This is a genomic window from Pseudomonas sp. LABIM340 (assembly GCF_040017195.2).
Lineage (GTDB): Bacteria > Pseudomonadota > Gammaproteobacteria > Pseudomonadales > Pseudomonadaceae > Pseudomonas.
This window is the reverse complement of sequence record NZ_CM200227.1, coordinates 1,981,013-1,998,539: the sequence shown is the minus strand read 5'-3', so window position 1 is coordinate 1,998,539 and position 17,527 is coordinate 1,981,013. Positions and strand designations below refer to the sequence as shown.

Here is a 17,527-nt window from a genome sequence, read left to right as displayed (position 1 = left end):
CGGGCCGCTCTGGCCCGGGCTTCGTAAAGTTTCCAGGCGGGCTTCACGTAATCTTTACCGAAGCTTTACGTGGGACTGACCGCCCTTGACCTTGCCGACCCTAGACTGGGCTCATCCGGTAACGACCGGCCCCTGAAAGGAGAAACACCATGCGCAAGACCCTGACCGCCCTGCTGATCGCTGCCGCCCTGCCGACCGTCGCGCTGGCGGCCACTCCCGCGCCGACCGACGCTCCGCCGCCGGCCCCGTTCATGAAGGACCACGGCCCGGGCATGCACCGCGGCGAACACGGCGGTGCGTTCCGCGAACTGAACCTGACCCAGGACCAGCGCCAGCAAGTCGGCAAGCTGATGGGCGACTCGATGAAGGATCGCCGCGCGATCACCGAGAAGTACTGGAACAAGCTGCCCGAGGCTGACCGCAAGGCCATGCAGGAAGAACTGAAGGCCAACCGTGACAAGGCCGACGCCGGCATCCGCGGCATCCTCACTCCCGAGCAGCAGAAGAAGTTCGACGAGATGAAGAAGCAGCGTGAGCAGCGCAAGGCCGAATGGGCTGAATTCCAGACCTGGAAGGCCCAGAAGGACGGCGCCAAGACCAACTGATTCGCTCCAGCAAGCGCAGGCGCCGGGTTCTACCCGGCGCCTTGCCGTGGAGCCCCTGACAACGGATAGACCATGCGGCTGAACAGGAAGACCATGCGTTCACTCTTCTGGCGGATCCTCGCCGCCTTCTGGCTCGCCCTCCTGCTGGTGGCCGGACTGTCGATCCTGCTGGGCCGCGCCCTGAACCAGGACACCTGGGTGATCGCGCGCTATCCCGGCCTGCATGACATCGCCAAACAATGGACCCTGCTCTACGAGACGCAAGGCCCGGATGCCGCGCAGGAACTGCTGGAAAGCCGCCGCAAGCAATACGAACTCTCGGTGCAGGTGCTCGATGAGACCGGCCAGCGCCTGGTCAACGGTACCTACCTGCCGCGCCCGCCACGCCCGCGCGACAACAACTTCGATCGCAACGACCTGCCGCGCTTCCCCTGGCGCCAGCTGAGCCAGGAATACACCAGCAGCCGCACCGACCAGACCTACCTGTTCATCTACCGCATTCCGCACCCGACGCTGCAGGCCTGGCACCGCAGCAGCCTGCTCTGGCCGCTGAGTGCGCTGGGCATCGCGCTGGTGGTGCTGACTGTGTTCAGCCTGCTGCTGACGCTGTCCATCACCCGCCCGCTGAACCGTCTGCGCCGCGCCGTGCATGACCTCGGCCAGACCAGTTATCAACAGGACAGCCTCGCCCGCCTCTCCCGCCGTGGTGACGAACTGGGCGTGCTGGCCCGCGACTTCAACCGCATGGGTGCCCGCCTGCAGGGGCTGATCGGCAGCCAGCGCCAGCTTCTGCGCGATGTTTCCCACGAGCTGCGTTCACCGCTGGCGCGCCTGCGCATCGCCCTGGCCCTGGCCGAACGCGCCGAACCCGAACAGCGCGCCGCCATGTGGCCGCGCCTGGAACAGGAGTGCGACCGTCTGGAGGCGCTGATCAGCGAGATCCTCGCCCTCGCCCGCCTCGACGCCGAGCCCGGCCCGACCAGCCGCATCGACCTGTTGCCGCTGTTCGAGCGCCTGCGCAACGACGCGCAACTGCTTTACCCGGAACAGAACATCCAGCTCGACGTCGCCCCGCAACTGGCCCTCGACGGCTGGCCGGACATGCTCGAACGCGCCCTCGACAACCTGCTGCGCAACGGCCTGCGCTTCAACCCGGCGGAGCAGCCGCTGGAAGTACAGGCACGGATCGACGGCGAACGCCTGCACATCAGCGTGCGCGACCACGGGCCCGGCGCCAGCGAGGAACACCTGACGCAATTGGGCGAACCCTTCTTCCGCGCTCCCAACCAGAGCAGCCCCGGCCATGGCCTGGGCCTGGCCATCGCCCGCCGCGCCATCGAGCGCCACCACGGGCGGCTGCGCCTGGGCAACCATCCCGAGGGCGGTTTCCTGGCCAGCATCGACCTGCCGCTGCGCCGCCAGGCCGCCTGAACCGAGCGCATTATCGGAGAGCAACCATGAGCCTTCCCGCCTTCGCTGTCCCGAGTCCCGCCCTGCAACAGGCGCTGCCGCCGGCAGCCCTGCTGCGCAGCGAACCCTACGATGATCCGCAGTACCTGGTGCTGGCGGTGGAACTGGCGCGTCTCGCCACGCAATGGCGCGCACGCTGGCCCGGCTTGCGCCTGAGCCTGCCGCAGAGCGGAACCTGGCCGCTGGAAAGCTGGCCGGATGCGCTGGGCGAAGCCCTGGATGCCTTGCTGGAAGGGGCGCTAGCGCGCCATCCGCATGCTGCGCTGGAGCTGTCGCTCAGTTCAGCACGCGGTGAGCTGCGTCTGGATCTGCAAGGCTACGACCCGCATGCGCGGGCCTGGCTGCCGGAAGCCCTGCCCCCGGCGCGGCGCCTGGCCGCCTGGCAGGGCGGGCACCTGCTCTGGCGCGCCCGCGGCGCTGGCTGGAAGGTACGCCTGGAACTGCCGCTCAGCCCCGCCAGGCGCTGACGAACCCGGCCGGGTCCAGCGGCGCCGGGCGGCGCAGCTCGCCGATAGGCGTGCCGAGGTAGATGAAACCGACGATGCGCTCGTTCTCGGCCAGGCCCAGGCCCTCGCGCACCAGCGGATCGAACGCCATGGCGCCAGTGCGCCACATCGCCCCCAACCCTTCGACGTAGGCCGCCTGGATGATGCCGTGGGCGGCGCAACCCGCCGCCAGCCACTGCTCGATCTCCGGCACCTTGGGGTGATCCTGCAGGCGGGCCACGGCGACCACCAGCAGCGGCGCGCGCAGCGGCATGGCGCGCGCCTTGTCCAGCGCCTCGGGCTTGCCGTCCGGCTCATTGGCCGCCACGGCGCGGGCGAACAGCTCACCCAGTTCCTTGCGCGCCTCGCCTTCCACTGTGAGGAAACGCCAGGGGCGCAGCTGCCCGTGATCCGGGGCGCGCAAGGCGCTGCGGAACAGGCGGTCCAGCTGCTCGGCGGACGGCGCCGGCTCGCTCAGGCGGGCATGGGACACACGGTTGAGCAACGCGTCGAGAGCCTCCATGGGCTGCCTCCAGTCAATCTCGAAAGCCGCCATTGTAGACGCAAAGGGTTCGCATTTGTCCGGGAAAGACGGCGCGCTCCTTATCCGCCCAACTTGTAAAGAGGAACGGCGTCACGCGGTTTACTCTCGGCAGGCGGCAGGTAAAATGGCCGATTCCTATTGGATTCAGACCTCAGCGCATGGCCCTGCCGACACTACGCACCCTCGGATTCATCATCGGCATCTTCGTGATCACGCTGGCGGTCGCCATGCTGGTCCCCATGGCCACGCTGCTGTATTACGGCCGCGCCAACGAGCTGCACCCGTTCATCTGGTCGGCGATCATCACCTTCACCTGCGGGCTGGGCATGGTCATTCCCGGCCGCCCGGAGCAGGTACACATGCGCCCGCGGGACATGTACATGCTCACCGTGTCGAGCTGGGTGATCGTCTGCTTCTTTTCGTCCCTGCCGTTCATGTTCGCGCGGCACATCAGCTTCACCGACGCGATCTTCGAGAGCATGTCGGGCATCACCGCCACGGGCTCGACCATCCTCTCCGGGCTGGACAAGATGTCGCCGGGCATCCTCATCTGGCGCTCGCTGCTGCACTGGCTGGGTGGTATCGGCTTCATCGCGATGGCGGTGGCGATCCTGCCGATGCTGCGCATCGGCGGCATGCGCCTGTTCCAGACCGAATCCTCCGACCGCTCCGACAAGGTCATGCCGCGCTCGCACATGGTGGCCAAGTACATAGTCGGGGTCTACGTGGCCATCACCATCGCCGGCACCCTGGCTTTCTGGTGGGCCGGCATGGGCCTGTTCGATTCGCTCAACCACGCGATGTCGGCAATCTCTACCGGCGGTTTCTCCACCTCCGACCAGTCCCTGGCCAAGTGGCACCAGCCGGCGGTGCACTGGGTCGCGGTGGTGGTGATGATCCTGGGCAGCATCCCCTTCGTGCTCTACGTTGCCACCCTGCGCGGCAACCGCAAGGCGCTGATCCGCGACCACCAGGTGCATGGTTTCCTCGCACTGCTGGTGTTCACCTGGCTGGTGATGGGCACCTGGTACTCGGTGACGTCCAGCCTGCCGTGGCTGGACGCCTTCCGCATCGTCGCGGTGAACGTGACCTCGGTGGTCACCACCACCGGCTTCGCCCTGGGCGACTACAGCCTGTGGGGCCACTTCTCGATCATGCTGTTCTTCTACCTGGGCTTCATCGGCGGCTGCTCCGGCTCCACCGCCGGCGGCATCAAGATCTTCCGCTTCCAGGTGGCCTACACCCTGCTGCGCGCCAGCCTCTACCAGCTGATCCACCCGCGCGCGGTGATCCGCCAGAGCTACAACGGCCACCGCCTGGACGAAGAGATCGTACGTTCGATCCTGACCTTCTCGTTCTTCTTCGGCGCCACCGTCGGCGGCCTGGCGCTGGGCCTGTCGTTCCTCGGCCTGGACTGGATGACCTCGCTCACCGGTGCGGCCAGCACGGTAGCCGGCGTCGGCCCGGGCATGGGCCCGATCATCGGCCCGTCGGGCAACTTTGCCTCGCTGCCGGACGCGGCCAAGTGGCTGCTCTGCGGCGGCATGCTGCTCGGGCGCCTGGAGATCATCACCGTGCTGGTGCTGTTCACCCCGGCCTTCTGGCGGCACTGATCGCCCCAGCAGCCGCTTAGTGGGCCGGATGAACAGGCCGTAGGATGGCGTGGAGCGCAGCGATACCCATCGAATCCACGCACCGACAGCATGGGTATCGCTGCGCTCCACCCATCCTACATACCGATATACCGGGAACGCCGGCACACGGCGCTTCTACACAACGACTCACAAGTCCTCACGGTACTCCCCCGGCGTCTTGCCGAACCAGCGGCGGAAGGCGCGGAAGAAGTTGCTCGGCTCCGAGAATCCCAGCAGGTAGGCGATCTCCAGCAGCGTCATGCGCGGTGTGGCGAGGTACTGCTGAGCCAGCTCGCGGCGGGTGTCGTCGAGCAGTTGCTGGTAGCTGGTGCCCTCTTCCTGCAGGCGTCGCTGCAGGGTGCGCTCGGACAGGTGCAGCGCCTGCGCCACGCTTTCGCGCTTGGGCTCGCCCTGGGGCAGCAGGCGGCACAGCACCTGGCGCGTCTGATGGCTGAAACGGCTGCTGACGAAGCGCGCCAGGTATTCCCCGGCAAAACGGTCGTGCAGGCGCGCCAGCTCCTCGTTGGCGGTGGGCAATGGCGCGCCCATGTCCTCGTGGGAGAACAGCATCGCGCAATCGGCATGACCGAAGCTCAGCGGCGCCTGGAACAGCTCGCGGTAGGGTTCGATATGCGGCGGCGCATCACCCGCCAGACGCACCTCCAGCGGCTTGATCGCCCGTCCGGTGATCCAGCGCAGCATCGCGATCAGGCTAGCCAGCGAGCACTCCGCGCTCTGCCGCGGCACGGGCAGGAGATCACCGTGGACCACGATGCGATACAGGCAGCCTTCGGGCAGGCGGCGGAAGGTCAGGTCGGCGCCCTCGGCGATGATCCGCTGGTAGCGCTCCAGGCGCTCGAAACCCTCGCCCAGGTTGCGGCTGGACATCAGCGCATAACCCACCACGGGGAACGCCGGCGTGTGCACGCGGGCAATGTTCAGGCCGATGGCCGGGTTGCCGGACAACTCCACAGCGCGGTTCCACAGACGGCTCATGGCGTCCTGTGGGAAGCGCGCATCGGGGTCGTCGAGGGCGGCGAAATCCAGCTGCAGTTCAGTGAACAGCGCGCGGCAGTCGAGGCCTTCCAGCTCCAGCGACTGGACGATCCCCCGCACCCAGCTCGACAGGGTCGTACGCTCAGGCATGCAATTTCTTCTGGTTATGGTGGTGATCCGCGCCGAACGGCCGGATAAGCCGGCGGCACAGGGGGATACTAAACTGGCCCCCACTGTCATCCGCAAGTCTGAAGGCACCAGCCTACACTGGCGCCATCACAACAACAGGAGGTGCGCCATGAGCACCCAGACCGCCGATCGATTCCAGAGCTTCGCCGAGTTCTACCCGTACTACCTGCAGGAGCACAGCAACGCCGTGTGCCGCCGCCTGCACTACGTGGGCAGCCTGCTGGTGCTGTCGATCCTCGCCTACGCCATCGTCAGCGGGCACTGGCTGTGGTTGCTGGCCATGCCGCTGGCCGGCTACGGCTTCGCCTGGGTCGGCCACTTCGTGTTCGAGAAGAACCGCCCGGCCACCTTCAAGTACCCGCTGTGGTCGCTGATGGGCGACTGGGTGATGCTCAAGGACGCCTTCACCGGGCGCATCCGCTTCTGAGCCACTGAGCGATCAGCGCGCGGCGTTTCGCAGCGACGCGCGTTCGAACAGCAGCGCCTGCACTTCCCCGCCGGCGTGCTGGGCGATGCGTCGCCAGCTGGCGGGCACGTCGGGAATCTCCTGGTCGTTGTAGCGACTCATCACCAGCCACACGCGACCATCGCCTGGCGGCAGGTCGGCCAGGCGGTCGACGAAGCTGTGCTGGCGGTCATCGATCAGCGAGCCGAAACCATAGTGCCCCGGCCGCCCGGACGAACCACCCGCAGCCGGCGCGGTGTACAGCAGCGGTTCGCTGCCGGTGCGGTTGTAGTAACGGAACGCCAGGTACCAGAGGATATCGTCCACCACCACCCGGTCGCCGGCGCGGTAATGGGCGTTGACGTAGGCGACCATCCCGTCGAACTGCTCGTCCGCGTCCGTCTCGTAGGCGCGCGCCAGCCCCAGGCCCTGCAGGCCAAGCAACGTCGTAAGCATCACCACTCCCAGCGCACGCCGCGCTTCCAGCAGGCGGTCCAGCGCCAGCGCGAAAAGCAGCGGCAGGCCCAGCGCGAAGGCCGTCAGGTAGCGCTCGACGAACACCGGCGAAACGAACGACACGCCATACAACCCCAGCAGCGGCAGGCCGACGTAGAGCGAGAGCAACACGCCGGCGCGCTGGCGGCTGCGATCATGATGCAGCACCAGCAACATCGCCCCCACCACGAGCAACGGCACACCCACCAGCAGAGGCCATGCCAGCTCGTTGCCATCGGACTGCGCCAGCCATTGCCAGAGCATCGACGGAACGGAGCGGCCATCCACCGGCGGCGCCCAGCCCACGTCTCCGCCAGCGACCAGCACCGCCATGTGGCGAACCAGGTCCAGTAACCCGGGCAACCAGGGCAGGAACAGCACGGCGATGGCCAGGTTGGCCAACCACCAGTCGCGCCGGCACAGCGGGCTGTTCGGCAACGTCGCCAACCAGGCCCAGTGCACCAGCAGGCCGAACAGGCTGAAGTAGTGGGTGTAGAACGCCGCCGCCATCAGCAGGACGTAAGCCAGCAGATGGCGGCGCCTGCCCTCCTCCAGCCAGTAGAGCAAGGCCAGGGTCGCCGCCATCAACCAGCAGCCGAGCAGCGAGTACATCCGCACTTCCTGGCTGTAGCGCACCGCCGTGGGCAGCAGCGCCAGCAACACGACAGCGAGCAATGCCGCGCGGCGACTGGCGAGGCGCCAGGCCAGCCAGCCGCCGAGGAATACCGCGAGAGTGCCGAACACCGCACTGAACAGGCGCAGCGACAACACGCCCTCGCCCAGCAGCCCGGTCCACAGGTGCAGCAGGTAGAAGTACAGCGGCGGATGCACGTCGTGGGCGGCGTGCTGCCAGAGTTGCAGCGGCGAATAGCGGGCGAGGAACAGGCTGGAGCTTTCGTCGCCCCAGATGGCCGAGCCGGTCAGCTCGTACAGGCGCAGGCACAGTGCGAGGGCAAGCAGCGGCAGGAACCACCACTGGCGCAACAGCTCAGGCAGGCTCGGGGACTCGCGGGAAGACATCACAGCCTCGCAGGGAGAAACTTCCGTGCCGCTGAGTGTACGTCAGCCGCGCCCGGCTTACCGGCGGATCAACAATTCCCGCGCGCAGGCCTGCTCATCCGGCGCCAGCTCCGCGAGCAGCTCCACCTCGCCGGCGATCAACGCGCCCACCGGCACGCCATCGCGATAGAGCACGCGGTTGCCACTCACCGCCGCCACCTTGCGCCCCGGCAGCAGGGTGCCGGCCAGGTTCAGCGGGTCGACCGCCGACACCACCACCCATTCACCGCTCGCTTCACGGCGGCGCACTTCGCGCAGCAGGCCGACGGCTTCGGGCAGGGCAAACTGCTCGCCGGTCAGCCCGGCGACGAAGCGCCCACCACGGATTTCCCCGCGCGCTTCCAGGCGGTGGTAGACCCGCAGCAGGTCGCGCCACGGCGGCAGCCAGTCGGCTTCGCGATCGAGCAGGCGCCAGCAGACCACACCGTAGCGACGCAGCAAGGTCATGGCGACATGTTCGAGCACTTCCGCCGGCAACCGCGCTCCCGGCTCCAGCGTGGCGCGGCGCAGCAGCGCCCAGCGCCCGGCATCGGCCATGCCGAACAGCGGCGTGCGCGAACGTCGCTGCGGGTGCCGCCGCGCCGCCGGCATCAACAGGGCGCGCAGGCCGGCGAAGCTGTCGGCATTCACCCGCCCCGCCGCTACCAGTTCACCCAGCACGGTTTCCAGTTCGGTGCGCAGCAGGTGGCTTTCACTGGCCAGCTCTTCGAAGAACGACGCGCCGTGCTCCTTGAGCACCTCCAGCACCTTGCTGGCCTTGGCGGACAGCTCGGCATCCGCCTGCCCCGCGCTCAACGCGCTCCACTGCGCCATCTGCGCGCGCGGCAGCAGCACGATAGGCGTGCTCTTCAGCGGGCCGCCGCGCCCCTTTACAGCGGCTCGGCCCGGCAAGCGCGCCCAGACGATGCGACCGGCGCGGCACAGGTCGTCCAGCCAGTTGATGCCGTAGTCGGCCACGCGGCTGGGCAGGATGTCGCTTTCCCAGGCACTGGCGGCCGCCTGGAAGCCTTCCAGCTGACTGAGCACGCCGGCCAGGGATTCTGCACCGCGCATCCGCGATCCAGCGGACACCCGCTGCCAGTCGAACAGGAAGCGCATGAAATCCGCCCGCGCCACTGGCTCGATCTCCCGGCGCAGGCGCTTGACCGTGTAGCGATGGATGCGCGCGAGCAAGTGGCGTTCGCACCACTCCTCCTCGCTGACGCCCGGCGTGAAGCGGCCGCGCAGCACGTAGCCCTCGCGTTCCAGGCTGGCCAGGGCGAAGCCGGTATCGCCGGAGGAAATGCCCAGGTCATCCGCCAACTCGCGCAGCAGACGTGGGCCGAAACCGGTCAGGCGCGCCCGCACCAGTTCGACCTGCGCTTCGTCCACCGCGCAGGGTTCACGCAGCGCCACAGGCAGATCAAGCGAAGGTTTCATCGCGACCTGAGGATGCAGCGAGAGCCATTGGCTGAGCCGTTCCGCCGCCACCCAGACTGCGCCCACGGGCAGCTCCAGGCGCGTCGCCCTCCCCGCTTTGGCCAGTGACTTGAGCAGGAAAGGCCAGCCCTCATTGACCTGCGCCTCGCTTTCGCGGATGCCACCCAGACCGGTCAATGCCTCGTGCATCTCGTCGGCGTCGCGGGCTTCGGGCCAGGCCTCGGCGCGTACCGCGTCGATGGCATCGGCATCCAGCGCGCCGAGGTCGTCGGCGCTTTCCGGGTCGGTCCAGCGGCGGCTCTGCACGGCCTGAGTGCGGCGCTCTTCCAGTGGCGCGTCATCGAGGAAGGAATACGGGCTGGCGGACAAAACCTCCGCCGCCAGCGGCGACGGTGCCGGCAGGTCACGTGCCAGCAGGGTCACCGCCCCACTTTCCATGCGCCGCAGCAGGTCGAGCCAGCCCTCGCAGTCCATCGCCTCGTGCAGGCAGTCGTCGAGGGTCTGCGTCACCAGCGGGTGATCGGGAATCTCGCGCTCGCCGACGATGTTCTCCAGGCACGCCACCTGGTCGGGGAACACCGAGGCCAGCAGGTCCTCGCTGCGCATGCGCTGCAATTGCGGGGCGACTTTCCGCCCGCCGCTGTAGCGCGGCAAGGCCAGCGCGGTGGTGGCGTTCCAGCGCCAGCGCACGCCGAACAGCGGCGCGTCGAGCAGCGCCTGGATCAGCACGTGTTCGGCGCTGTTGGAGTGCAGGTAGCGCCACACCTCGTCCAGCGCAAAGCTGTGGCTGGTGGACAGCGAGAGGATGATCGCGTCTTCGGTGGCGGCGGCCTGCAGCTCGAAGTTGAAGGTGCGGCAGAAGCGCTTGCGCAGCGCCAGCCCCCAGGCGCGGTTGATCCGGCTGCCATAGGGCGAATGGATGACCAGTTGCATGCCGCCGGATTCATCGAAGAAGCGTTCGAGGATCAGCGTCTTCTGCGTCGGCAGCGCACCAAGGGCGTGGCGCGCACGAGCCAGGTACTCCACCAGTTGCCGCGCCGCCGCGTCGTTCAGGCCAAGCAGCCCCTGCAGCCAGTCGATGGCCCGCGCCAGCGGCTCGGCGTCGTTCTCGCCCTGGGCGAGCAGTTCGTCCAGTTGCCCGCGCAGGCGCGCGACGCTGGCGGACAGCTCGTCGGTGCGCCCCGGCGCCTCGCCGAGCCAGAAAGGGATGTTCGGTGGCTGACCCTGTGCATCCTCGACGCGCACGCGGCCCGGCTCCACGCGCAGAATGCGGTAGGAAACATTGCCCAGCTGGAACACATCGCCGGCCAGGCTCTCCACCGCGAAGTCCTCGTTCACCGTGCCCACGCTGAGGCCCTGCAGCTCCAGCAGCACGGTGTAGTCGCCGGTATCGGGAATGGTGCCGCCGGAGGTCACGGCGGTGAGCTTGGCTCCGCGCCGGCCGCGCAGACGCTGGTGCACGGCGTCACGGTGCAGGTAGGCACCGCGCTGGCCGTTACGGCTGGTATAGCCCTCGGCAAGGGTGCGCAGCATCGCGTCGAAGTGCTCGCGACTGAGGTCGGCATAGGGTTGCGCGGCGGTGAACAGCGCGAACAGCGCGTCCTCTCGCCATTCCTGGCAGGCCACTTCGGCAACTATCTGCTGGGCCAGCACGTCCAGCGGAGCGTGGGGAATGCTCAGGGCGTCCAGCTCGTTCTGCCGCACGCTGTCGAGCAGCGCCACGCATTCGATCAGGTCATCCCGCGAAGTCGGGAACAACCGTCCCTTGGGCGTACCGCCGACGCTGTGGCCGGAGCGGCCGACACGTTGCAGGAAGGCGGCGATGGAACGCGGCGAGCCGATCTGGCAGACCAGCTCGACGTCGCCGATATCGATGCCCAGCTCCAGCGACGCGGTGGCCACCAGCACCTTCAGTTGCCCGGCCTTGAGCCGCCGTTCGGCGCCCAGGCGCAGTTCCTTGGACAGGCTGCCGTGGTGCGCCGCTACCCAGCCGGCGCCGATGCGCTCGGCCAGGTGCCGGGTGATGCGCTCGGACAGCCGTCGGGTATTGACGAAAACCAGCGTGGTGCGGTGCTCGCTGGCCAGTTCGGCGAGGCGATCGTAGACCTTGTCCCAGACATCGTGGGACATCACCGCCTCCAGCGGCGCTGCGGGCACTTCCAGGTTCAGGTCGCGTTCGCGGCTGTAGCCGATGTCGACGATGCGGCAGCCCTGGTGACTCCCAACGAGAAAACCCGCCACGGCCTCGATGGGTTTCTGCGTGGCGGACAGGCCGATGCGCACCAGCGGCGCTTCGCACAACGCCTGCAAGCGCTCCAGTGACAGCGCCAGGTGGCTGCCGCGCTTGCTCGCGGCCAGGGCGTGGATTTCATCGACTATCACGCTGCGCGCGCCGGCGAGCATGGCGCGGCCGGAGTCCGAGCCGAGCAGCACGTAGAGCGATTCGGGGGTGGTGACCAGGATGTGCGGCACTTGCCGGCGCATGGCCTCGCGCTCGCGGGAGGTGGTGTCGCCGGTGCGCACCGCAGTGCGGATATCCACCTCGGGCAGGCCCATCTCCACCAGCGCCGCGCGGATGCCGGCCAGGGGCTCCTCGAGGTTGATCCGGATGTCATTGGACAGCGCCTTGAGCGGCGAAACGTAGACCACCGAGGTGCGATCCGGCAGCGCACCGCCGTTCGCCAATCCCTCGCGGACCAGTGCATCGATGGCCGAGAGGAAGGCCGTGAGCGTCTTGCCCGAACCGGTGGGCGCCGCTACCAGGGTCGATTCGCCCGCCTGGATCGCCGGCCACGCCTCGACCTGCGCCTGCGTCGGTGCCGGGAAATGCGCACGGAACCAGCCGGCCACCGCCGGGTGGAAGGCGGACAGCACATCGGCTCGCCTGGTGCGGGATGAGGTTCGAGGAGCGGTCATGCAAACCAATATGGTGGTGCGCGAAGCCCGTCACAAGGACCACTGATCGCGCCTCGCCGCAGGCCGCGCCAGCCGTTACTCTTCGCGCATCCAACCGGCGGAAGTGCACCGATGAGCGACCGTGATCGCGACTACTACTGGGAGCAGGTCAGGCAGCAGAACAAGCAGAAGCCGCCCGAAGGCCCGAAGCGCAACTGGCGAATGCTGCTGAAGCCGCTGCTGTGGTTTCTCATCCCCTTGCTGCTCCTCGCCGCCGGCACCGCGCTGTGGCGCAATCCAGCCAGCCACGCTTGGCTAGCGGAGCGCTGGGTGGTGCTGCAAAGCCGCCTGGGCATGTCCCCTGCCGGCCCACAGGCGGCACCAGCGACCTCTCCCTACAGCGACAGCCCGCGCAAGCTGTCCGACTGCATCAAGCCGGGCAACGTGATCGACGACGAGGTGCGGGCCTGCGTGAAGGGGTATCGGCCGAAGACCTGGTGATTGGCTGGCGTCGGCCCTGCCGACGGATCGCGGGCATGGCCCGCTCCTACAGGTCAGCCGACCAACGCGGGAGCGGGGCTTGTCCGCGGCGCAATCCACAACCAACGGAAACTCTACGTGCAGCGCCCATCTGTAGGAGCGCGCCATGCGCGCGATCGGAACGGCACCAGGCCGATCAGGTGGCGCTGAAAGTATCTGCAGGAACCCCGCCCGAACAGGCGGGGCGTCGGCCGGTCACTTGGCCTTGTAGATGATCCCCGGGCTGCACTGGACCATCTGGTAGTGGTCCGGCAGCGCGTTGAGCGCTTCGGAGGCGCCGAGGAACAGGTAGCCGCCAGGCTTGAGCGTCGCATGGATGCGCAGGAGGATGTCGCGCTTCACTTCGGCCGAGAAATAGATCAGCACGTTGCGGCAGAACACCATGTCGAACTTGCCCAGCGTGGCGTAGCTGTCCAGCAGGTTCAGCGCGCGGAACTCCACACGGCTCTTGATCGGCGGCTTCACCGTCCAGCGCCCCGGCGTCTTCTGGTCGAAGTAGCGCGCCAAGCGCTCCTGCGACAGGCCGCGGCCGATGGCCAGGCTATCGTACTCGCCGGCCTTGCAGGCAGTGAGCATGGAGCCGGACAGGTCGGTGGCGACGATCTGCACGCCCGCCTTCAACTGGCCAAGGTTGGTGCGCTCGAACTCGTCGATGGACATGGACAGCGAATAAGGCTCCTGCCCCGAGGAACAGGCCGCCGACCAGATGCGCAGGCGCTGGCCGGGCGAGGCCTTGATCATCTCCGGCAGCACGCGGTTCTTCAGCACCTCGAAGGGGTAGGTATCGCGAAACCACAGGGTCTCGTTGGTGGTCATCGCATCGACCACCTGCTCGCGCAGCTGGCTGCGCATCTGGATCTTCTGTACCAGCTCGCCCAGGGACTTGATGCCCTGCTGCTCCATCAACTTGTTCAAGCGGCTGGAGACCAGGTACTGCTTGTTGGCGCCCAGGAGGATGCCGCAGGTCTTTTCCAGGAAATCCCGGAACAGCTCGAATTCAGAATTGGTGGATGTCACAGATAAGCCTCTTTGCTCGTGGACGGCTGCCGGCAAAACGACGGCAACTGCCTGACCGGTGCTCAAAAAACCATAGACGATGCGGGCGGCACCGGCGCCACCCGCATCGCGTCACGCCGGCATCAGGCCGTCGCGCCATCCACTGCCTTGATGCGGTCCGACACGCGGGCCGCCAGGTCATCGGGGCGGAACTTGGCAAGGAAGTCGTCAGCGCCGACCTTCTTCACCATCGCCTGGTTGAACACCCCGGACAACGAAGTATGCAGGAGAATGTGCAGATCCTGCATGCGCGGGTCGTGACGGATTTCCGCCGTAAGCGTGTAGCCATCCATTTCCGGCATCTCGATATCCGAGATCACCATCAGCAGATCGCTGCCCGGATGCCCGCCGGCTTCCACCATCTGGTGCAGGTAATCCAGCGCCTGGCGGCCGTCGTTGAGCGCCAGCACTTCCACGCCGACGGTCTCCAGGCAACGCACCAGCTGCTTGCGCGCCACGGAGGAGTCATCCACCACCAGCACGCGCTTGCTCACCGCGCGGGCCTGGGTCTCGGCATCCAGCACGCCTTCGGAGATGTCCTCCGAAGTCGGCGCCACCTCGGCGAGGATCTTCTCCACGTCGATGATTTCCACCAGTTGGTTGTCGACCCGCGTCACCGCCGTCAGGTAGTGGTCGCGGCCGGTTCCCTTGGGTGGCGGATGGATCGACTCCCAGTTCATGTTGACGATGCGCTCCACCGAGTGCACCAGGAAGCCCTGCACCTTGGTGTTGTACTCGGTGATGATCACGAAGCTGTTGGCGATGTCCCGCAGGGCGTGACGCCCCGTGGCCAGCGCCAGGTCGAGGATCGGAATGGTGCCGCCACGGATGTTCGCCACCCCGCGCACCACCTGGCTGGATTTGGGCATCACGGTCAGGCGGGGGCACTGCAACACCTCCTTCACCTTGAACACGTTGATCCCGTACAGCTGGCTGCCGTTCAAGCGGAACAGCAGCAGTTCGAGACGATTCTGGCCAACCAGCTGCGTACGCTGGTTGACCGAATCCATGACTCCGGCCATTGAGCCTCCTGTGCACGCAACGCCGCCCGACTCACGAAGGCGGCATGACCATTGCTTGGATCGTTGCATGAAACGAGCAACGACATTTTTCCGACAGCTGAGACCCGCGCGCGCCCTGATGGCTGCGCTGCTCGGCATGACGGGTGCGCTGACCCTCTCCCCGGCTGGGGCGGAAGGCTTCACTGCGCCTGAGATCCTTATCGGCTCCACCCAGGGCTTTCTTGAGTTCAAGGTGGAAGATTATCTGCAGACCTCGGGCATAGACGCACGCTACGAGATCGAAGTCGCACGCATCGACCCCCGCCTGCGTCTGGCAGAGTGCGACAAGGACCTGACACAGAAGCTGGAAAGCCCGGCGCAGCCCGTTGGTCGGGTCACTGTGCGGGTGCTCTGCGAGGGCAGCTCCCCCTGGACGGTGTTCGTGCCGGCGACGGTCAGGCTGTTCCGTCAAGTTGTCGTCACCACCCTGCCCCTGCAGCGTAACCATGTCGTCGAGGCAAGTGATATCAGCGTCGTCGAAAGGGACGTCGGCCAACTGAGCCTGGGCTACCTGACCGACCCCAGCCAGGTGGTCGGCATGAAGCTCAAGCGCCCGACGGTCAACGACCAGGTGCTGGCACCGGTGTTCCTCGAACAGGCGGCGGCCGTGCGCAAGGGTGACCAGGTGGTGATCCGCGCCAGGACCAGTGCGATCAACGTGTTCATGCCCGGCGAGGCGCTGTCCGATGGGGTAACCGGCGAGCAGATCCGAGTGCGCAACCTGCGCTCCCAGCGTATCGTCAAGGCTCGCGTGGTCGAGCCGGGAGCGGTGGAAGTCACCCTGTAGCGCTCGGCGCCGGGCTTTTTCTGGCATGATGGACGCAGCCCTCTGCAAAATGTGCTCAGGCGCACGAAAATTCGGCCTAAAGTTTCTCTCAAGACGGCCGAAAAGCTTGGCAAGCGTCCAATACCTCCAGAGGTTTCCACCATGGTCATCGACTTCAACCGGCTGAACCCGGCCTCTACGACAGCCAGCACTGGCCGTAGCAGTGCTGCCCAGAGCGGTCGCAGCGAAGCCGCCGCAGAGAATGCCTCCGTCAACGCCCCGGCCAAGAGCGGCGAGTCGGTACAGCTGAGCGACACCGCGCAGCAACTGCAGAAAGTAAGCGATCAACTGAAGGACCAGCCCGTGGTCGACAACGAGAAAGTGGCCCGCATCAAGGCGGCCATCGCTGACGGCAGCTACCAGGTCGACAGCCAGAAAGTCGCCAGCAAGCTGCTCGATTTCGAATCCCAGCGCTGAGTTCACTCAGCGCCTGGTCAACCGCTAGTACGCCGAGCCCAAGATGTCCGATGCCCTGCTTTCCCTGATCAACGGCGACATCGAAGCAGCCAGCAGCCTGCTGCAGCTGATCGACGATGAGTTCCAGGCGCTGCAAGCACGCGACCTGGACCAGTTGCAGAAGCTGCTCGACAGCAAGCTGCCGCTGCTGCATCAGCTCGAGCAGAACGGTCGCATCCGCACCCAGGCACTGCAACAGGCCGGGGTCAGCGCTGACAACGAGGGGCTTGCGCAGATTGCCCAGGCTACCGGCAACGCCGCTCTCACCGCGCGTGCGCAAGAACTCGGCGCCCTGCTCGAACGCTGTCAGGAAGCCAACCAGCGCAACGGCCGCCTCATCCGTTCCGGCCAGACCAGCACCGAGCGCACGCTCGACATCCTGCGCGGCCAGGAAACTCCGCGACTCTATGATCGCTACGGCGGCTCCACCCAGAGCAACCGCCAGCGCCCGCTCAGCCAGGCCTGAACTCCTCTGGCCTGAAGGCCCGCCCTAGGGCAGAATGCCACTATCCGGCCCTGCCCCGTGCACGACTCATAACAAACACAATGGAGACCCGCGGACCGTGTCCAATCTGTTCGCCGAGGAAAATGGCCCTCAACCACCGAAGGTGTTGAAAGCTCCGGTGGAGATCCACGCCAGCCTGAAAATGCTGATGGACAGTAACGATCCCCTGGTAATCACCTTCGAAGGGCGCAGCCAGCGCTTCCAGAGCTTCGTCGTCGAGATCAACCGCGAGCGCAACATCGTTGCCCTCGATGAGCTCATCCCCAACGACGGCGAGCGCTTCCTGCAGAACGGCGAGCAATTCCGCATCGAGGCCTTCCACGAGGGCGTGCGCATCGCCTGGGAAAACACCCAGAACGCTTTCTTCTCCGAGATCGACGGCGCCCGCTGCTACTGGCTGCCGGTGCCGGCCGAGATGCTCTACCACCAGCGCCGCAACGCCTTCCGCGCCCCCGTCAGCCAGGGCCAGCCGGTGGCCGTGGAGATCGGCGGCAGCAAGCTGAAGTCGCCGCTCAAGGGCAGCCTGATCGACATTTCCGCCACTGGCTGCAAGATTCGCCTGGAAGGCAACGCCGCCGAGCGCCTGCAGCCCGGCCAGGTCTATGAAGAATTCACCGCGCGCCTGCCCTTCGGCGCCCTGACCATGGAAGTCGAGCTGCGCCACGTGCACTTCGAGGAAAAGGTCGGCTACAGCTTCGCCGGCATGCGCTTCCACCAGATGAGCGGCCTGGCGCAGCGCAACATCGAACGCTTCGTCTACCAGCTGCAACGCGAAGCCCGGCGCTTCGAGAAGGACGAGCTGTTCTAGTTCGTCCCGGGCGGCAAGCGCTTGCCGCCCTTCCCCTGC

The 17,527-nt window shown here is 66.9% G+C and carries 16 protein-coding genes; 10 read left to right on the top strand and 6 right to left on the bottom strand.

Going from position 1 to position 17,527, the window contains the following annotated elements; genetic code table 11:
- Nucleotides 1-149 precede the first annotated feature (149 nt).
- From ABKS89_RS09375 to ABKS89_RS09365, 3 genes are all read left to right on the top strand, one after another.
- Nucleotides 150-605: a Spy/CpxP family protein refolding chaperone gene (locus tag ABKS89_RS09375; protein WP_045210140.1), complete on the top strand. Its 456-nt coding sequence runs from the start codon at nucleotides 150-152 to the stop codon at nucleotides 603-605.
- Between the two features lie 93 nt (nucleotides 606-698).
- Nucleotides 699-2,036, top strand: coding sequence for a sensor histidine kinase (locus tag ABKS89_RS09370; RefSeq protein WP_348589519.1), 1,338 nt, complete (start codon nucleotides 699-701; stop codon nucleotides 2,034-2,036).
- A 26-nt stretch (nucleotides 2,037-2,062) separates the two neighbouring features.
- Entirely contained in the window at nucleotides 2,063-2,542 is a 480-nt protein-coding gene (locus ABKS89_RS09365) for a hypothetical protein (protein ID WP_348589521.1), read from the top strand.
- On the opposite strand, the gene ABKS89_RS09360 is transcribed toward ABKS89_RS09365, so the two are convergent.
- The gene (locus ABKS89_RS09360; protein ID WP_138212796.1) at nucleotides 2,523-3,083 is read right to left on the bottom strand and encodes a nitroreductase family protein; all 561 of its coding nucleotides are present in this window, start codon (nucleotides 3,081-3,083) and stop codon (nucleotides 2,523-2,525) included. The genes ABKS89_RS09365 and ABKS89_RS09360 overlap by 20 nt on opposite strands.
- A 179-nt stretch (nucleotides 3,084-3,262) precedes the next feature.
- Here ABKS89_RS09360 and ABKS89_RS09355 point away from each other — a divergent pair, with 179 nt between their 5' ends.
- Nucleotides 3,263-4,717 carry a TrkH family potassium uptake protein gene (locus ABKS89_RS09355; protein ID WP_138212795.1) on the top strand — a complete coding sequence of 485 codons (1,455 nt, stop codon included), beginning with the start codon at nucleotides 3,263-3,265 and terminating at the stop codon, nucleotides 4,715-4,717.
- Nucleotides 4,718-4,885: 168 nt separating this feature from the next.
- Here the strand turns inward: ABKS89_RS09355 and ABKS89_RS09350 are convergent, their stop codons facing one another.
- Nucleotides 4,886-5,884: an AraC family transcriptional regulator gene (locus ABKS89_RS09350; RefSeq protein ID WP_348589523.1), complete on the bottom strand. Its 999-nt coding sequence runs from the start codon at nucleotides 5,882-5,884 to the stop codon at nucleotides 4,886-4,888.
- Between the two features lie 148 nt (nucleotides 5,885-6,032).
- Between ABKS89_RS09350 and ABKS89_RS09345 the strand changes: the two genes are divergently transcribed.
- Entirely contained in the window at nucleotides 6,033-6,350 is a 318-nt protein-coding gene (locus tag ABKS89_RS09345; RefSeq protein WP_045210136.1) for an Mpo1-like protein, read from the top strand.
- A 12-nt stretch (nucleotides 6,351-6,362) separates the two neighbouring features.
- Here ABKS89_RS09345 and ABKS89_RS09340 read toward each other — a convergent pair whose 3' ends face one another.
- Both ABKS89_RS09340 and ABKS89_RS09335 read right to left on the bottom strand, forming a co-directional pair.
- A complete protein-coding gene (locus ABKS89_RS09340; protein ID WP_348589524.1) occupies nucleotides 6,363-7,883 on the bottom strand; it encodes a glycosyltransferase family 39 protein in 1,521 nt (506 codons plus the stop codon).
- 57 nt (nucleotides 7,884-7,940) lie between these two features.
- Entirely contained in the window at nucleotides 7,941-12,257 is a 4,317-nt protein-coding gene (locus tag ABKS89_RS09335; protein WP_348589526.1) for an Lhr family helicase, read from the bottom strand.
- 111 nt (nucleotides 12,258-12,368) lie between these two features.
- Here ABKS89_RS09335 and ABKS89_RS09330 point away from each other — a divergent pair, with 111 nt between their 5' ends.
- Nucleotides 12,369-12,737: a hypothetical protein gene (locus ABKS89_RS09330; protein ID WP_348589527.1), complete on the top strand. Its 369-nt coding sequence runs from the start codon at nucleotides 12,369-12,371 to the stop codon at nucleotides 12,735-12,737.
- Nucleotides 12,738-12,971: 234 nt separating this feature from the next.
- Here the strand turns inward: ABKS89_RS09330 and cheR are convergent, their stop codons facing one another.
- Complete coding sequence (gene cheR, locus ABKS89_RS09325; protein WP_138212790.1) at nucleotides 12,972-13,793, bottom strand: protein-glutamate O-methyltransferase CheR; 822 nt, start codon at nucleotides 13,791-13,793, stop codon at nucleotides 12,972-12,974.
- A gap of 122 nt (nucleotides 13,794-13,915) precedes the next feature.
- Nucleotides 13,916-14,854, bottom strand: coding sequence for a chemotaxis protein CheV (locus ABKS89_RS09320; RefSeq protein WP_081519253.1), 939 nt, complete (start codon nucleotides 14,852-14,854; stop codon nucleotides 13,916-13,918).
- A gap of 136 nt (nucleotides 14,855-14,990) precedes the next feature.
- On the opposite strand from ABKS89_RS09320, the gene flgA reads away from it, so the two are divergent.
- The 4 genes from flgA to ABKS89_RS09300 all read left to right on the top strand — a co-directional run bounded on the left by flgA (nucleotide 14,991) and on the right by ABKS89_RS09300 (nucleotide 17,488).
- The gene (gene flgA, locus ABKS89_RS09315) at nucleotides 14,991-15,680 is read left to right on the top strand and encodes a flagellar basal body P-ring formation chaperone FlgA (protein WP_348589616.1); all 690 of its coding nucleotides are present in this window, start codon (nucleotides 14,991-14,993) and stop codon (nucleotides 15,678-15,680) included.
- Between the two features lie 141 nt (nucleotides 15,681-15,821).
- On the top strand, nucleotides 15,822-16,136 hold the full coding sequence (flgM, locus tag ABKS89_RS09310; RefSeq protein ID WP_045212162.1) for a flagellar biosynthesis anti-sigma factor FlgM: 315 nt from the start codon (nucleotides 15,822-15,824) through the stop codon (nucleotides 16,134-16,136).
- A gap of 43 nt (nucleotides 16,137-16,179) precedes the next feature.
- A complete protein-coding gene (locus tag ABKS89_RS09305; RefSeq protein ID WP_081519251.1) occupies nucleotides 16,180-16,641 on the top strand; it encodes a flagellar protein FlgN in 462 nt (153 codons plus the stop codon).
- A 97-nt stretch (nucleotides 16,642-16,738) separates the two neighbouring features.
- Nucleotides 16,739-17,488, top strand: coding sequence for a flagellar brake protein (locus ABKS89_RS09300; RefSeq protein ID WP_501734531.1), 750 nt, complete (start codon nucleotides 16,739-16,741; stop codon nucleotides 17,486-17,488).
- Nucleotides 17,489-17,527: the final 39 nt, after the last annotated feature.

Excerpts from the sequence above, each read along its gene's own strand:
- ABKS89_RS09375 (WP_045210140.1), top strand. The coding sequence starts at position 150 with ATGCGCAAGACCCTGACCGCCCTGCTGATCGCTGCCGCCCTGCCGACC.
- ABKS89_RS09370 (WP_348589519.1), top strand. The coding sequence starts at position 699 with ATGCGTTCACTCTTCTGGCGGATCCTCGCCGCCTTCTGGCTCGCCCTC.
- ABKS89_RS09365 (WP_348589521.1), top strand. The coding sequence starts at position 2,063 with ATGAGCCTTCCCGCCTTCGCTGTCCCGAGTCCCGCCCTGCAACAGGCG.
- ABKS89_RS09360 (WP_138212796.1), bottom strand. The coding sequence starts at position 3,083 with ATGGAGGCTCTCGACGCGTTGCTCAACCGTGTGTCCCATGCCCGCCTG.
- ABKS89_RS09355 (WP_138212795.1), top strand. The coding sequence starts at position 3,263 with ATGGCCCTGCCGACACTACGCACCCTCGGATTCATCATCGGCATCTTC.
- ABKS89_RS09350 (WP_348589523.1), bottom strand. The coding sequence starts at position 5,884 with ATGCCTGAGCGTACGACCCTGTCGAGCTGGGTGCGGGGGATCGTCCAG.
- ABKS89_RS09345 (WP_045210136.1), top strand. The coding sequence starts at position 6,033 with ATGAGCACCCAGACCGCCGATCGATTCCAGAGCTTCGCCGAGTTCTAC.
- ABKS89_RS09340 (WP_348589524.1), bottom strand. The coding sequence starts at position 7,883 with ATGTCTTCCCGCGAGTCCCCGAGCCTGCCTGAGCTGTTGCGCCAGTGG.
- ABKS89_RS09335 (WP_348589526.1), bottom strand. The coding sequence starts at position 12,257 with ATGACCGCTCCTCGAACCTCATCCCGCACCAGGCGAGCCGATGTGCTG.
- ABKS89_RS09330 (WP_348589527.1), top strand. The coding sequence starts at position 12,369 with ATGAGCGACCGTGATCGCGACTACTACTGGGAGCAGGTCAGGCAGCAG.
- ABKS89_RS09320 (WP_081519253.1), bottom strand. The coding sequence starts at position 14,854 with ATGGCCGGAGTCATGGATTCGGTCAACCAGCGTACGCAGCTGGTTGGC.
- flgA (WP_348589616.1), top strand. The coding sequence starts at position 14,991 with ATGACGGGTGCGCTGACCCTCTCCCCGGCTGGGGCGGAAGGCTTCACT.
- flgM (WP_045212162.1), top strand. The coding sequence starts at position 15,822 with ATGGTCATCGACTTCAACCGGCTGAACCCGGCCTCTACGACAGCCAGC.
- ABKS89_RS09305 (WP_081519251.1), top strand. The coding sequence starts at position 16,180 with ATGTCCGATGCCCTGCTTTCCCTGATCAACGGCGACATCGAAGCAGCC.